This window comes from Pseudomonas sp. FSL R10-0056 (assembly GCF_009600105.1).
Lineage (GTDB): Bacteria > Pseudomonadota > Gammaproteobacteria > Pseudomonadales > Pseudomonadaceae > Aquipseudomonas > Aquipseudomonas bubulae.
Genome location: NZ_WIWL01000011.1, coordinates 82,396 through 96,677, shown reverse-complemented (window position 1 = coordinate 96,677; position 14,282 = coordinate 82,396). Strand labels below are relative to the sequence as shown.

The 14,282-nt window shown below is 59.2% G+C and carries 13 protein-coding genes; 8 read left to right on the top strand and 5 right to left on the bottom strand.

Going from position 1 to position 14,282, the window contains the following annotated elements; all coding sequences use genetic code 11:
• The 3 genes from GHO42_RS00950 to GHO42_RS00940 form a co-directional block, all read left to right on the top strand.
• Positions 1-714: ATP-binding cassette domain-containing protein (locus GHO42_RS00950; protein WP_153384076.1), on the top strand; the 714-nt coding region annotated here is incomplete at its 5' end.
• A complete protein-coding gene (locus tag GHO42_RS00945) occupies positions 711-2,039 on the top strand; it encodes an HlyD family type I secretion periplasmic adaptor subunit (protein ID WP_133143792.1) in 1,329 nt (442 codons plus the stop codon). The genes GHO42_RS00950 and GHO42_RS00945, both read left to right, overlap by 4 nt.
• A gap of 29 nt (positions 2,040-2,068) precedes the next feature.
• A complete protein-coding gene (locus tag GHO42_RS00940; RefSeq protein ID WP_133143867.1) occupies positions 2,069-3,355 on the top strand; it encodes a TolC family outer membrane protein in 1,287 nt (428 codons plus the stop codon).
• A 118-nt stretch (positions 3,356-3,473) separates the two neighbouring features.
• Here the strand turns inward: GHO42_RS00940 and trmA are convergent, their stop codons facing one another.
• Both trmA and GHO42_RS00930 read right to left on the bottom strand, forming a co-directional pair.
• Positions 3,474-4,562 (bottom strand): tRNA (uridine(54)-C5)-methyltransferase TrmA, encoded by a 1,089-nt coding sequence (gene trmA, locus GHO42_RS00935; RefSeq protein WP_094999375.1) that lies wholly within the window; start codon positions 4,560-4,562, stop codon positions 3,474-3,476.
• Positions 4,559-5,854, bottom strand: coding sequence for an NCS2 family permease (locus GHO42_RS00930; protein WP_094999374.1), 1,296 nt, complete (start codon positions 5,852-5,854; stop codon positions 4,559-4,561). Before GHO42_RS00930 ends, trmA begins: the two co-directional genes overlap by 4 nt.
• A 210-nt stretch (positions 5,855-6,064) precedes the next feature.
• Here GHO42_RS00930 and GHO42_RS00925 point away from each other — a divergent pair, with 210 nt between their 5' ends.
• Complete coding sequence (locus GHO42_RS00925; protein WP_133143791.1) at positions 6,065-6,502, top strand: DUF4879 domain-containing protein; 438 nt, start codon at positions 6,065-6,067, stop codon at positions 6,500-6,502.
• Positions 6,503-6,604: 102 nt separating this feature from the next.
• On the opposite strand, the gene GHO42_RS00920 is transcribed toward GHO42_RS00925, so the two are convergent.
• The gene (locus GHO42_RS00920) at positions 6,605-7,834 is read right to left on the bottom strand and encodes an MFS transporter (RefSeq protein ID WP_095018390.1); all 1,230 of its coding nucleotides are present in this window, start codon (positions 7,832-7,834) and stop codon (positions 6,605-6,607) included.
• 392 nt (positions 7,835-8,226) lie between these two features.
• On the opposite strand from GHO42_RS00920, the gene GHO42_RS00915 reads away from it, so the two are divergent.
• The 3 genes from GHO42_RS00915 to GHO42_RS00905 are packed head-to-tail and all read left to right on the top strand — an operon-like array spanning position 8,227 to position 10,902.
• On the top strand, positions 8,227-9,666 hold the full coding sequence (locus tag GHO42_RS00915; RefSeq protein WP_094999371.1) for a cytochrome ubiquinol oxidase subunit I: 1,440 nt from the start codon (positions 8,227-8,229) through the stop codon (positions 9,664-9,666).
• A 3-nt stretch (positions 9,667-9,669) separates the two neighbouring features.
• On the top strand, positions 9,670-10,677 hold the full coding sequence (cydB, locus tag GHO42_RS00910) for a cytochrome d ubiquinol oxidase subunit II (RefSeq protein ID WP_095018389.1): 1,008 nt from the start codon (positions 9,670-9,672) through the stop codon (positions 10,675-10,677).
• Between the two features lie 57 nt (positions 10,678-10,734).
• A complete protein-coding gene (locus GHO42_RS00905; protein WP_016779358.1) occupies positions 10,735-10,902 on the top strand; it encodes a DUF2474 domain-containing protein in 168 nt (55 codons plus the stop codon).
• Between the two features lie 178 nt (positions 10,903-11,080).
• On the opposite strand, the gene GHO42_RS00900 is transcribed toward GHO42_RS00905, so the two are convergent.
• Positions 11,081-12,205: a class I SAM-dependent methyltransferase gene (locus GHO42_RS00900; protein WP_133143790.1), complete on the bottom strand. Its 1,125-nt coding sequence runs from the start codon at positions 12,203-12,205 to the stop codon at positions 11,081-11,083.
• 152 nt (positions 12,206-12,357) lie between these two features.
• Positions 12,358-13,071: an autoinducer binding domain-containing protein gene (locus tag GHO42_RS00895; protein ID WP_133143789.1), complete on the bottom strand. Its 714-nt coding sequence runs from the start codon at positions 13,069-13,071 to the stop codon at positions 12,358-12,360.
• Positions 13,072-13,438: 367 nt separating this feature from the next.
• Between GHO42_RS00895 and GHO42_RS00890 the strand changes: the two genes are divergently transcribed.
• Complete coding sequence (locus tag GHO42_RS00890) at positions 13,439-14,215, top strand: ferredoxin--NADP reductase (RefSeq protein ID WP_094999367.1); 777 nt, start codon at positions 13,439-13,441, stop codon at positions 14,213-14,215.
• Positions 14,216-14,282 lie beyond the last annotated feature (67 nt).

Sequence of the window (14,282 nt, the reverse complement as noted above, 5' to 3'; positions counted from 1 at the left end):
ACCCTGGCCAACCTGAGTTTTACCCTGCCGGCCGGGCAGGTGCTGGGGGTGATCGGGCCTTCTGGTTGCGGCAAGTCAACCCTGGCCCGGCTGCTGATCGGCGTATGGCAGCCGCTGGCGGGCAAGGTGCGGCTGGACGGTGCCGAGCTGTCGCAGTGGGACAAACACCAGCTTGGCCCGCACTTGGGTTATTTGCCCCAGGACATTCAGCTGTTTGCCGGCACCATCGCGCAAAACATCGCACGCTTTGCCGAGGTGGATGCCGACAAGGTACTGGCCGCCGCGCAACTGGCGGGTGTGCATCAGCTGATTCTGCAATTGCCCGACGGTTATGAAACGCGCCTGGGCGAGGGTGGCGCTGGTTTGTCCGGCGGGCAGAAGCAGCGCATCGGCCTGGCCCGCGCGCTGTACGGTCTGCCTGCGGTGATCGTGCTCGACGAACCCAACTCCAACCTCGATGAAGCCGGGGAGCAGGCCTTGTTGCAGGCCATTACCCAGCTCAAACAGCACAAGCGAACCCTGATTTTGATCACCCACAAACCCAATGTGCTGACCCTCACCGACCAACTGTTGATCCTGCGCGAAGGCCAGCTACAAGCCTTTGGCCCCACGGCCAAGGTGCTCGGCGCGCCCGCTGCAGCTAAACCTGCGGCGCCCAAGCCGGCGATGAACGTGAGCTACCGGCTCGGCACTGCAGAGGCGAACAAGGCATGACGCAGTTAAATGCCAAGGCCGTTGGCGACAGCAATGTGCTGCAACTGGATGACACCCGATATGCGCGCCTGGGCTGGTTGTTGATGCTCGGCGGCTTTCTCGGATTTCTCGGCTGGGCCGCATTGGCACCGCTGGATAAGGGCGTTGCGGTGTCGGGCAAGGTGATGGTTTCGGGCCATCGCAAAGTGGTGCAACACCCCAGCGGCGGGATTGTTGAGCGCATCGATGTGCGCGACGGCGACAAGGTGGTCGCAGGCCAGGTACTGATTCGCTTGAAGGAAACCCCGCTGCTGGGTCAGGCCCAATCCTTGCGCAGCCAGTTTTATGGCTCGCTGGCCAGTGAAGCGCGGCTTAATGCCGAGCGCGACGGTGTGGCCAGTGTGAGCTTTCCCACCGAGTTGACGGCATTGGCGAGCGAGCGGGAGGTGGCGTCCAATCTGGCTTTGCAACGGCAATTGTTCGATAGCCGGCGTCAGGCATTGCTGCTGGATCAGCAGGGTATCGATGAAAGCATCGCGGGCGCCGAGGCGCAGTTGCGTGGGGTACGTGACTCCCAGGCCAGCAAGGTTCTGCAACGCACTGCCCTGACCGAGCAGTTGCTGGGTTTGCGTGAGCTGGCCCGTGAAGGCTATATCCCGCGCAATCGCCTGTTGGACAGCGAGCGGGTGTACGCCCAGGTGCTGGGTTCGATCAGTGAAGACTACGGTCGCATCGGCCAATTGCAGCGACAAGTGCTGGAGATGCGTCTGAAAATTCGGCAACTGGCCGAGGAGTATCAAAAGGAAGTGCGTACGCAACTGGCCGATACCCGGGTTCGCACTGAAGACCTGCGCAATCGGCTGGCGTCGGCCGAGTTTGAGTTGGCCAACAGTCAGTTGCGCGCGCCGGTGGCCGGGATTGTGGTGGGCCTGGATGTGTTTACCGAAGGTGGGGTGATCAAGCCCGGTCAGGCGCTGATGGAAATCGTGCCCCAGGGCGAGCCCCTGCTGGTCGAGGCCCGGGTGCCGGTCGAGCTGGCCGACAAGGTGCACGCCGGGTTGCCGGTGGAGCTGATGTTTTCGGCCTTTAGCCAGAGCACCACGCCGCGGGTGGCGGGGGAAGTGATGCTGGTGTCGGCGGATCGCCAGGTCGATGAACGCACGGACGAGCCGTTTTACACACTGCGTGCCCAGGTCACTGAAGCAGGCATGGCCCAGTTGGCAGGGTTGCAGATTCGCCCGGGCATGCCGGTTGAGGCATTTGTGCGCACGGGCGAGCGCTCGATGCTCAATTACCTGTTCAAACCGCTGCTCGACCGTACTCACATGGCATTGGTGGAAGAATGACCGTGCGCCAGTTTGTATGTGGATTATTGATGGTGTGCACGGGGCCGGTGCAGGCATTGGGGTTGCTGGACGCCTACGATCTGGCCGTGTGCAATGACCCGACCTTCCAGGCCGCCATCGAAGAGCGTGCCGCCGGTGAGGAGAACCGCGCCCTTGGCCGCTCCGCGTTGCTGCCGACCCTGTCGTGGAACTACAACAACTCACGCAACGAGTCTGAAGTCACCCAGGCCAGCACCCGGACCGATCGCGACTACCGCAGTTATGCGGCAACCTTGACCTTGCAGCAACCACTGCTGGACTACGAAGCCTACGCACGATTCCGCCAGGGCGCGGCGCAGGCGTTGTTTTCTGATGAACGCTTTCGCAGCAAAAGCCAGTATCTGGCGGTGCGGCTGCTTAATGCCTATAGCCAGGCCTTGCTGGCACAGGAGCGCATTGAACTGAGCCGTGCGCAAAAGCGTGCTTTTGCCGAGCGTTTGCAGCTTAACCAGCGATTGCTCAAGGGCGGCGAGGGCACCCGCACAGATGTGCTGGAAACCCAGGCGCGCCTGAGCATGGCGGTGGCCGAAGAAATCGAGGCGCAAGACAATCAGGACGCTGCCCTGCGGGAGCTGGAGGCGATGCTTGGGGAGCCGTTGCAGATCGAGCAGCTGGCCCCGCTGGCGGCGCACTTTGTGATTGCGCCGCTGGAGCCGCAGCGCTTTGAAAGCTGGCGCGAACTGGCCCTGGCCAATAACCCGGAACTGGCCTCGCAGCAGCATGCGCTGACCTCGGCTGAGTACGAGGTGGAGCGCAAGCGCGCCGGGCACTTACCCAAACTCAGCTTGTATGCCAGCAGCCGTCAGACCAGTTCTGACTCCGAAAGTACCTATAACCAGAAATACGACACCAACAGTGTCGGCATTCAGCTCACCGTGCCGTTGTTTGCGGGGGGATCGGTGTCGGCATCGACCCGCCAGGCCGCGCGGCAATTGTCCCAGGCCCAGTATGAACTGGACGCGCAAACAGCCAGCACGCTGGTGGACCTGCGCAAGCAGTACAACCTCAATAGCAGTGCCGCGGCCAAGGTGCGGGCCTATGAAATGGCGGTGGAGTCCGCCGGTGCCCTGGTGCAGGCGACGCAGAAAAGCGTGAGTGGCGGCGAGCGGGTCAATCTGGATGTGCTGGATGCCGAGCAGCAGTTGTTCAGTGCCAAGCGGGATCTGGCCGAGGCACGCTATGCGTATTTATTGGCACGGGTACAGCTCAGGTATTACGCGGGGGTATTAAACGAAGGGGATTTACGGCAGGTGGCAGGGTATTTTCGGGCCCATTAAACATGGCCATATTGCGGCGTTACCATCGCGGGCAAGCCCGCTCCCACAGGTATTGCGCTGATCCTGTGGGAGCGGGCTTGCTCGCGATTCGGTCGACACGGTGTATCAGAACCTGTGTTTACCGACGAACCAGCAACACACCCGATTCCATATGGTGCGTCCACGGAAACTGGTCAAATACCGCGCAGCGCTCGATACGGTGAGTATCGTGCAGTTGGGCGATATTCTCGGCCAATGTCGCCGGGTTGCACGAGATATACAGGATGTTGTCGAAACGGCGGGTCAGCTCACAGGTGTCCGGGTCCATGCCCGCGCGAGGCGGGTCGACGAAGACGCTGCCGAACTCGTAGCTTTTCAGGTCGATGCCCTGCAAGCGACGGAACGGACGTACTTCGTTCAGGGCTTCGGTCAGCTCTTCGGCCGACAAGCGTACCAGCGTGACGTTATCCACAGCGTTGTCGCGCAGGTTGTTCAGCGCGGCGTATACCGACGTCTTGCTGATTTCGGTGGCAAGTACCTTACGCACACGGGTAGCCAGCGGCAGGGTGAAGTTGCCGTTGCCGCAATACAGCTCCAGCAGATCATCCGAACGCTCGCCCAGTGCGTCGTATGCCCAATTGAGCATCTTCTGGTTGACCGTACCGTTTGGCTGGGTGAACGCGCCTTCAGGCTGTTGATACGTGAAGGTGCGGCCTGCCACTTCCAGCTTCTCGACTACATGATCGCGGCCAATCACAACACGTTTGCCCTTGGAGCGACCGATCACGCTGATATCCAGGTCTTTGGCCAACTGCTCGGCGGCGGTTTGCCAGTGCTCGTCCAGCGGGCGGTGATAGCACAAGGTGACCATTGCATCGCCTGCCAGGGTGGTCTGGAACTCCACCTGGAACAACTTGTGGCTCAGGGCCGAACTGGCTTGCCAGGCAGCCTTGAGCTGGGGCATCAGTTGGTTGATGCGCAGGCTGGCGATCGGGAAGTCTTCGATCAGGATCGGTGTGCGCTTGTCGTCCTGGGCAAACATGGCGTAGTGACGCTCACCACCCTCGCGCCACAGACGGAACTCGGCCCGCAGGCGAAAGTGCTTGAGCGGCGAGTCGAACACCTGCGGCTCAGGCGCATCGAAGGGCGCCAGCAGCTCACGCAGACGGTTGGCCTTGGCTTCAAGCTCAACGGCGTAGGTAGCAGAATCAAACGGCAAGGCACTCATGCGTTAAACCAACCCAGCTTGACCACAAACAGAACCGACAAAATGATCAGCGGTGCATTCAACTCGCGGGCGCGGCCCGACAGCAGCTTGATCACGGTCCAGGAAATAAAGCCGAAGGCGATGCCGTTGGCGATGGAGTAGGTGAACGGCATGGCCAGGGCGGTGATTACCACCGGGGCGGCAACGGTCACGTCGTCCCATTCGATTTCGGCCAGGCCGCTCATCATCAGTACGGCCACGAACATCAGCGCAGGGGCGGTGGCGAAAGCTGGAACGCTGGCCGCCAATGGCGAGAAGAACAGCGCCAGCAGGAACATGATGCCAACCACAATGGCGGTCAGGCCGGTACGGCCACCGGCGCTCACGCCCGCTGCCGACTCGATGTAGCTGGTGGTGGTCGAAGTGCCCAGCAGCGAACCGGCCATGGCCGCGGTGCTGTCGGCGATCAGGGCGCGGCCCATTTTCGGCATGTGGCCGTCCTTGCCCATCAGCCCGGCGCGCTTGGCAACGCCGATCAGGGTGCCGGAGTTGTCGAACAGGTCAACAAACAGGAAAGCGAAGATCACGCTGATCAGGCCGATATCCAGCGCGCCTTTGATATCCAGCTGCAGGAAGGTCGGAGCCAGGGAGGGCGGCATCGACACGACACCACCGAAATCGGTCACGCCCATGGCAATCGAGGCAATGGTCACGGCCAGGATGCCAATCAGCACCGCCCCGCGCACTTTCATCGCTTCAAGGGCCACGATCAGGGCAAAGCCCAGGGAGGCGAGGATCACTTTTGGCTGAGCCAGATCGCCCATACCTACCAGGGTAGCCTTGTTGGCAACCACGATACCGGCGTTGCCCAGGGCGATCAGCGCCAGGAACAGGCCGATACCGGCGGCAATGGCCGAGCGCAGCGGTAGCGGGATGCTGTTGATGATCCATTCGCGGATGCGAAAGATCGACAGCAGGAAGAACAGCACTGCCGAGATAAACACTGCGCCCAGTGCGACCTGCCAGGTATGGCCAAGGTGCAGCACCACGGTGTAGGTGAAAAAGGCGTTCAGGCCCATGCCCGGTGCCAGTGCAATCGGGTAGTTGGCGATAATGCCCATGGTGGCTGAACCGATGGCGGCCGCCAGACAGGTGGCAACAAACACGGCGCCCTTGTCCATGCCCGTTTCACCGAGGATGCTCGGGTTTACGAACAGGATATAGGCCATCGCCAGGAAGGTGGTGATACCCGCAAGTATCTCGGTACGCACATTGGTGTTGTGTGCTTTGAGTTGAAACAGCCTTTCCAGCATGCCAGTCCCCGTGGCGCCAAATGCGCCGTGATTAAATCGTTTTCAACAGCAAAGCACAGACGCGGACCGCCTGAAGATTTTCTGTCTGTCGGAAAAAGCCGCGCATCATACCAGCAGCTCGTGGATATGGCTGCTTTGGTTACCTTGCGAGGCCATGTTTTATAACCTTGATGTGGCAGGCATACTGCGTGCCAGTTTTCGGAGGGACCCATGAAGCACTTCATCAAACCTGTTTCAGCCTGTGTTGGCCTCTTTATAAGTGCCGCTGTCAGCGCTGCGCCTGCCATGCCTTTGAGCACTGTCGAGATCCTCAAGGTAGCGTCTGTTTCCTGTGCGGTGGAGGATGTGTCCGATGGTCGCGAGCAGACCCGCTGCGACCATAACGGCCCCCATATCAAGGTCTATGTGCTGGAACGCGGTTACGGCGGCCAGCCGAATGTGACTCTGGACGGCCAGGAAGTGGATGGCGTACGGGCGCCGGTATGCAATCAGGGCGAGGGGCTGGTGGCCTGTAACGGTTCAGGCACCACCGTGGGGCACTTGTACACCTTTGATCTGGGTAACAAGAACGGTGGCTGGTTCGAGTTCAGTAACAGTTCGCTGGTACCGCCGCACAATCGGCTGGGTGTGAAGCTATATATAAGGTAGCAGCGGCTACAGAAAACCTCCGCCGTGGGAGCGAGCCTGCTCGCGAACGCTTTTCGCGAGCAGGCTCGCTCCCACGGAAGGGCTTGATCGGGAACAGAATATCTAGAGGGTATTGCGCTCTTCCACCATCCGGTCCCGATTGGCCAGCCCCGGGAACAGTTTTATCCACAGCCCGGTAACAATCAGCGTACCGACGCCGCCCAGCACGACAGCAGGCACTGTGCCCAGCCAGTGAGCCGTGGCCCCGGATTCAAACTCCCCCAACTGGTTGGACGCGCCGATAAACAGACCGTTAACCGCGCTCACCCGGCCACGCATCTCGTCCGGAGTCTCCAGTTGCACAAACGAAGCGCGAATCACCATGCTGATCATGTCCGCCGCGCCGAGTACCACCAGTACCGCCAATGAAAACCAGAACGAGGTCGACAGGCCGAAGGCGATGGTGGCAACGCCGAAGACCCCCACAGCGGTGAACATCACGCGCCCCACCTTGCGCTCCACCGGGAATCTGGCCAACCACAATGACATCAGCAAGGCGCCGATCGCCGGTGCCGAACGCAACATGCCCAGACCCCAGGGGCCGGTCAGCAGAATATCCTTGGCAAACACCGGCAGCAGCGCCGTGGCCCCGCCCAGCAGCACGGCAAACAGGTCCAGGGAGATAGCGCCCAGCACGTCCGGGCGACTGCGAATAAAACGAATGCCCGCCAGCAATGAGTCCAGCGTGGCCTTGGCCTTGTTCAACGGCAACTGACGGGCTGGCAGGTTGCTCATCAGCAGTGCCGCAATCAGGTACAGCGCCACGCTCGGGCCATACACCCACACGCTGCCAAAGGCATACAACAGGCCGCCAAACGCCGGTGCGACGATGGTGGCCGATTGCTGTGCCGCTTGTGCCGCCGCCACGGCCCGGGGAAACAGTTCAACTGGCACGATGGAAGGTAGCAGCGCCTGGGTGGCAGGCATTTCGAAGGAGCGGGCCGCGCCGAGCAAAAACGCGAGGATAAAGATCATTTCCCGGGTGATATGGTCGCTGGCACTGCTAATGGCCAGTGTCAGGGCAATCATCGCCTGCAGTGACTGGCACACGGCGGCCACCCTGCGGCGGTCATAGCGGTCGGCCACATGCCCGGTGTGCAGCATGAACAGCAGGCGTGGAGCGAACTCGATCAAGCCCACCCAACCCAGGTCCATCACGTTGCCGGTGAGCTGATAGAGGTTCCAGCCGATGGCCACTGTCAGCATCTGAAATGCACTGGCGGTGAAGATGCGAGCAAACCAGAAGGCCACAAAGGGTCGGTGATGGCGTAGCAGAAGGGGCTGGCTGGTCATGTGGGAGGATCGTGCTGAAGGGGTGGGGGAGGCCGAGATTATCACTGTTTTGTAACAAATAATGACTCAAAACATCATGATCTCCGGGAGCCTGATAAGGGATTTCTGCGATTCCCTGCACTTCTTGCAACGGTCTATATCAAGGGCTGAGGCATCGTGTCACGCGACAACAAACCACATTAGCCGTGTGTCAGGAATGGACTACTCTTTCCACCATGCTTGATCCAGATCAAAACCTCTCCGGTTTTGTCTGAGTGGCCAGTCGGCCAGATCCCTTTTTGTTGTGGTTAAAAAGCGAGCAGCGATTCGCAGCGGCCATGGCTTGCGGGGAAGTTGGATCCGGGCGCGACGCTCGGGTCCTCAACGACCTGATACCTGATAGAGGAAGACTTATGTTCGGTTTGGAGGCTCTCGATCTCGCCCGAATTCAGTTCGCGTTTACCGTGTCGTTCCACATTCTTTTTCCCGCCATTACCATCGGTCTCGCCAGTTATCTCATGGTGCTCGAAGGCATGTGGCTGAAAACCCGTGACGACACCTACCGCGACCTGTACCACTTTTGGTCGAAGATATTCGCCGTCAACTTTGGGATGGGCGTGGTGTCGGGCCTGGTCATGGCCTATCAGTTCGGTACCAACTGGTCGAGGTTCTCGGACTTCGCCGGTGCTGTTACCGGGCCGCTACTGACCTATGAAGTACTCACCGCATTCTTCCTTGAAGCAGGTTTTCTGGGGGTCATGCTGTTTGGCTGGAACCGCGTCGGTCGCGGGATGCACTTTTTCTCGACCGTCATGGTGGCCATCGGCACACTGATCTCGACCTTCTGGATCCTGGCCTCCAACAGCTGGATGCAGACCCCGCAAGGTTTTGAAATCATCGATGGCCGAGTCATTCCGGTGGACTGGCTGGCGGTGATTTTCAACCCGTCGTTCCCTTACCGTCTGGCGCACATGGCCACGGCCGCCTTTGTTGCCACGGCATTTTTCGTCGGTGCCTCGGCCGCCTGGCACCTGTTGCGCGGTCGCAATACACCGGCCATTCGTCGCATGTTCTCGATGGCGATGTGGATGGCCCTGGTGGTTGCGCCGGTGCAGGCCTTTATTGGTGACGCCCACGGCCTGAATACCCTTGAGTATCAGCCGGTGAAAATCGCCGCGATCGAAGGTCACTGGGAAAACAAGCCGGGTGAACCGACGCCGCTGATTCTGTTCGGCATTCCCAACATGAAAACCGAGACCACGGACTACAAGATCGAGGTGCCATACCTGGGCAGCCTGATCCTGACCCATAGTCTGGACAAGCAGATCCCGGCCATGAAGGACTATCCGGCAGCGGATCGTCCGAACTCGACCATCGTGTTCTTCACCTTCCGCATCATGGTTGCGCTGGGCATGTTGATGATCTTTATCGGCCTGTGGAGCGTGTGGCTGCGTAAACGCGGCACCCTCTACGAGAACCGCTGGTTCTTGCGCCTGGTGCTGTGGATGGGGCCATCGGGCCTGATCGCGATCCTCGCGGGCTGGTTTACTACCGAGATTGGTCGTCAACCGTGGGTGGTCTACGGGCTGATGCGCACGGCTGATGCTTCGTCCAACCACAGCGTCACGCAAATGAGCATCACGCTGGTCATGTTTGTCGTGGTGTATTTCTCGCTGTTCGGTGTAGGTCTGGGCTACATGATGCGTCTGGTACGCAAGGGCCCGATCACCCACGAAGGCGATGACGAAACCCACGGTGGCCCAGGCCAGCAACGCACGCCTGCCCGTCCTCTGTCTGCAGCCCATGAGGGTACAGATGAAGGCCACAGCGACAGCCTGACGAAGGGGAATTGAGTCATGGGTATTGATCTGCCACTTATCTGGGCAATCATCATCATCTTCGGGATCATGATGTATGTGGTCATGGATGGTTTCGACCTCGGGATCGGCATCCTCTTCCCCTTTATCAAGGGTGAGAAAGACCGCGATGTGATGATGAACACGGTCGCCCCTGTCTGGGACGGTAACGAAACCTGGCTGGTACTGGGCGGTGCAGCGCTGTTTGGCGCCTTCCCGCTGGCCTATTCGGTCGTGTTGTCGGCGTTGTACCTGCCGCTGATCCTGATGCTGATGGGCCTGATCTTCCGCGGCGTGGCCTTTGAGTTCCGCTTCAAGGCGCGCCCGGAAAAACGCCATATCTGGGACAAGTCCTTTATTGGCGGTTCGCTGGTGGCGACGTTCTTTCAGGGCGTGGCATTGGGGGCCTTTATTGATGGCCTGCCGGTAGTCAACCGCCAGTACGCCGGTGGCGGGCTGGACTGGCTGTCACCGTTCACGGTGTTCTGCGGTATTGCCCTGATCGTGGCGTACGCCCTGCTGGGTTGCACCTGGCTGATCATGAAGACCGAAGGCGAACTGCAAGAGCGCATGCACAAACTGGGTCGCCCGCTGGCACTGGCCGTACTGGTGCTGATGGGCATTGTCAGCCTGTGGACGCCGCTGGCCCACACAGACATCGCGGCCCGCTGGTTTACCCTGCCTAACCTGTTCTGGTTCCTGCCGGTGCCGATCCTGGTGCTGGTGACCATGTACGGTCTGCTCAAAGCAATCGCGCGCAAGGCCCACTACACGCCGTTCCTGCTGACCCTGGTGCTGATATTCCTGGGTTACAGCGGCCTGGGCATCAGCCTGTGGCCGAATATCATTCCGCCTTCGATCTCGATCTGGGACGCGGCGGCACCGCCGCAAAGCCAGGGCTTCATGCTGGTGGGCACCCTGTTTATCATCCCGTTCATTCTGGGCTACACCTTCTGGAGCTACTACGTGTTCCGCGGCAAGGTGACCCACGAAGACGGTTATCACTAGTAGCAAGTGCCGCTGTGGCCTGAGGGCCACAGCCTTTTCCCCAAGAGGAGGCCCCACATGGCTGGCAAGGATTATCTACACGACGTGCAAGAATGCGAAAAGAAGCCTTTATGGCAACGCATAGGCTGGCTGCTGGTGATCTGGACCGGCAGTGTGGCCACCCTGGCAGTATTTGCCTGGCTGATCCGCATGTTCATGACGGCGGCAGGCATGAAAAGCCACTGACTTCCCATCCCGTTGCCTTGCGGCTACGGTTTTATGACCCGCTTCGGCGGGTTTTTTTTGTACTGTCTTCTGTGGGAGCGAGCCTGCTCGCGATACAGGCGCTGCGCGCTTGTCGGTTCAATCGAGTCGGCGCTTTGCGGGCAGGCCCGCTCCCACAAGGGGCTTGCAAGGATCAGGTTTACTTGCGCGCCTTGAGGATCACGAACTTGGGCGTGGCGGCCACTTGCTCGACACCACGAAACAGCTTGGCCAGCTTGCTGTGATAGCCCAGGTGGCGATTGCCGACGATATACAACGCCCCGCCCACCACCAGCGCTTCACGCGCCTGCTGGAACATGCGCCAGGCCAGAAAATCCCCCACCACCTGTTGCTGGTGAAACGGCGGGTTGCACAGCACCACGTCCAGTGAGTCCGGTGCCTGGCTCGCCAGCCCGTCATCGGCCCGCACTGTCACTTCGCGATCACCCAGGGCCGCTTGCCAGTTTTCCCGGGCGGACTGCACGGCCATAAACGACTCGTCGACCAGCGTGTACTGCGCTTGCGGGTTGGCCAGTGCGCTGGCAATGGCGAGCACGCCGTTGCCGCAGCCCAGGTCGGCAACCCGGGCCGAGCCCAGGTTTTTCGGCAGGTGGGGCAGGAACGCCCGGGTACCGATATCCAGGTCTTCGCGGCAGAACACGTTGGCATGGTTGAGCAGCTCGATGGCCGGCTTGTCCAGTCGATAGCGGGTAGGGTAGGGCGAGGTAAATGGTCCCAGGCCCTGTGCTGTGGCGATCAGCAGCCGGGCCTTCTTGACCGCCAGCGAGGCATGCATCGGGCCGATATAACGCTCCAGCAAATCGCCAGCAGCCCGCGGCAGGTGCTTGACCATCGCGCCCGCGATCACTTGGGCACCCGGTGCCAGCTGACCTTGCAGGCGGATCAGTTGTTCTTCAAGCAAGGCCAGGGTCTTCGGCACGCGTACCAGCACGCAGTCGAATGGCCCTGCCAGTGGTTCACTGGCCGGAATGATCGAGACCGCATCGTAAGCATGGCCGTTGTGCACCAGGTTTTTTTCCAGCGCTTGCATGGCCAGGAAGGAGTCACTGCTGCTGGTGACCTGCATTGTGCCCACCAGGCTGATCGCCAGGGCCCCAAAGCTGTCATTGAGCACCAGCACCCGGCTGTTTGCGGGCAGCGCCTGTTCGGCCAAGTGATTAAGCAAATACTCATCCGCCGCATCAAAGGCCTGCAAGGGCTCGTTCTGCTGCTCGGGTTGGCGGATCAGGCGAAGTTGGGCGAAAGGGCTTTCTAGCACGGGCATTTATACAAACTCTGAGGAATCAACTGTTGCATGGCCTGCCCCTGAGGGAGTCTGGCAAGCAGAAGCGTCCGTGGGTTTTACAGGTGGCGGTGATTTTACTTTTTTTTACCGAAGATTACCTGATGGGTTTATTGCTGCTGCGCAGGGCAGGCCTACAACAGGCCTGACTTGGCCGCCATGACCACCGCGGAGGTTTTGTTGTTGGCCCCCAGTTTTTTCATGGCGCTGCTGATGTGAAAGTTCACGGTACGGGTGCTCAGGCCCAGAATCATGCCGATGTCGGAAGCGATTTTACCTTCGGCAGTCCATTTCAATATCTCCAGCTCGCGACAAGACAGGCGGATGATATGAATCTCCAGCCGGTGATGAAGGTGGCAGCGCTCGAGCATGGCACTGTGCAGTTGGTTGCAGAGCCACAACACATTGGCAGCCTTATCTGAAAACTCGTCCTCGGTGACTGGCGTGCTTTTTCTGGCGAGGCTCAACATGCTCACAGCGCCATTGGGGTCGTGTACCGATTGCGACCAGCCATAGGTCAGCCCGCAGTTTTGCGTGGCTCTCCACTGGTCAGGCGTCTCACGAAAGACATCAGAACTCCAGATAATGGGCAGGATCGATAACTGGCAGTGGGTCAGCAGAGGGTTTTTTTGCGAGAGGTGACCTTTTTCATATCTATCGACATAGTCATTTGGATAGTTTGTAATTGCTTTGCTATTCGTTGTGATGTTTCCAAGGCGAGGAATCATTCGAAAGAAGAAATAGTCAAAGCCGTATTCTTCTATTCGTTTGAGTGTGTTTGAACAGAGTTCAGCCTCGCTTATGCAAGAAAGGTAATGGTTTTTACTGATTGAATGATGTGCGGTCATAAGGCGCTCCTGCGGCCCGGCAGTAAGTAAGCGGTGTTGTGAGATAGTCCGTTAAGAAGATTTTAGGTGCTGTTTCGAATAATGCTAATTATTCGAAAGTAGGGGTTGGTATGTGAAAACTTTGTTAGTTGTAGATGTGGGTGCTCATGTAATAACAGTATCTAATTATACGTTTTCGGGTGTTTCTATATAGCAGTTGCGTGGGGTTAACGGCACCGGATCCAAAAGCTCAATGCAAAGCTATCTTTCCGGCTGCAGTCCGGGCGGTGTTTGCGATGCGGCTGGATGCCGTAAAGCCATCACAAACCATCGGTTTTTCTCAGGCCCTCTTTGCGCGACACTAGGGCATTCGCCATTGGAGTGCCCCATGACTGCCACTGCAGAAAAATTCACCCAACAGACGCTTCTCGACGTCACACCGCTGACGCCCAGCCTGTTCACGTTGCGTACCACACGTGATCCGGGTTTTCGCTTTCGCGCAGGGCAATTCGCCAGGCTGGGGGTGACCAAGGCCGATGGCAGCACGGTGTGGCGCGCCTATTCAATGGTCTCTTCCCCCCATGACGAGTTTCTGGAGTTCTTTTCGATCGTGGTGCCAGGCGGGGAATTTACCAGTGAGCTCAGTCGCCTGGAAGTGGGTGACACCTTGTTGGTGGAGCGTCAGGCCTACGGCTTCCTGACTCTGGACCGCTTTGTCGACGGTCGTGACCTGTGGCTGTTGGCAACCGGCACTGGCATCGCGCCTTTCCTCTCGATCCTGCAGGATTTTGAGGTGTGGGAAAAGTTCGAGCGCATCGTGCTGGTTTACAGCGCCCGCCATGCCTGCGAAATGGCCTATCAGGAACTGATCGCCGGGTTATGCAGCCGTGAATACCTGGCCGACTATGCGCACAAATTTATCTACATACCGGTGGTTACCCGGGAGCAGGTACCCGGTGCATTGAACGGGCGCATTACTGCATTGATCGAAAATGGCGAACTTGAACACGCCGCAGGTATTGAATTGAGCAGTGAGCACTCACGGGCCATGTTGTGCGGTAACCCGCAAATGATCGATGACACGCGCAAGTTGCTCAAGGCACGGGACATGCAGTTGAGTCTGAGCCGCCGGCCAGGTCAAGTTGCTGTTGAGAACTATTGGTAGTTGTTTTGTATTGTGTGTGACATGGAAAAACAAAGGCGCCCCTGAGGGCGCCGTTGTTTTTATTGAG

What these genes read in the sequence shown, in the direction of transcription:
- GHO42_RS00895 (WP_133143789.1), bottom strand. Translation starts at nt 13,071, where the DNA reads ATGACCGCACATCATTCAATCAGTAAAAACCATTACCTTTCTTGCATA.
- GHO42_RS00945 (WP_133143792.1), top strand. Translation starts at nt 711, where the DNA reads ATGACGCAGTTAAATGCCAAGGCCGTTGGCGACAGCAATGTGCTGCAA.
- GHO42_RS00925 (WP_133143791.1), top strand. Translation starts at nt 6,065, where the DNA reads ATGAAGCACTTCATCAAACCTGTTTCAGCCTGTGTTGGCCTCTTTATA.
- GHO42_RS00890 (WP_094999367.1), top strand. Translation starts at nt 13,439, where the DNA reads ATGACTGCCACTGCAGAAAAATTCACCCAACAGACGCTTCTCGACGTC.
- GHO42_RS00905 (WP_016779358.1), top strand. Translation starts at nt 10,735, where the DNA reads ATGGCTGGCAAGGATTATCTACACGACGTGCAAGAATGCGAAAAGAAG.
- GHO42_RS00915 (WP_094999371.1), top strand. Translation starts at nt 8,227, where the DNA reads ATGTTCGGTTTGGAGGCTCTCGATCTCGCCCGAATTCAGTTCGCGTTT.
- GHO42_RS00930 (WP_094999374.1), bottom strand. Translation starts at nt 5,854, where the DNA reads ATGCTGGAAAGGCTGTTTCAACTCAAAGCACACAACACCAATGTGCGT.
- GHO42_RS00900 (WP_133143790.1), bottom strand. Translation starts at nt 12,205, where the DNA reads ATGCCCGTGCTAGAAAGCCCTTTCGCCCAACTTCGCCTGATCCGCCAA.
- trmA (WP_094999375.1), bottom strand. Translation starts at nt 4,562, where the DNA reads ATGAGTGCCTTGCCGTTTGATTCTGCTACCTACGCCGTTGAGCTTGAA.
- cydB (WP_095018389.1), top strand. Translation starts at nt 9,670, where the DNA reads ATGGGTATTGATCTGCCACTTATCTGGGCAATCATCATCATCTTCGGG.
- GHO42_RS00940 (WP_133143867.1), top strand. Translation starts at nt 2,069, where the DNA reads ATGGTGTGCACGGGGCCGGTGCAGGCATTGGGGTTGCTGGACGCCTAC.
- GHO42_RS00920 (WP_095018390.1), bottom strand. Translation starts at nt 7,834, where the DNA reads ATGACCAGCCAGCCCCTTCTGCTACGCCATCACCGACCCTTTGTGGCC.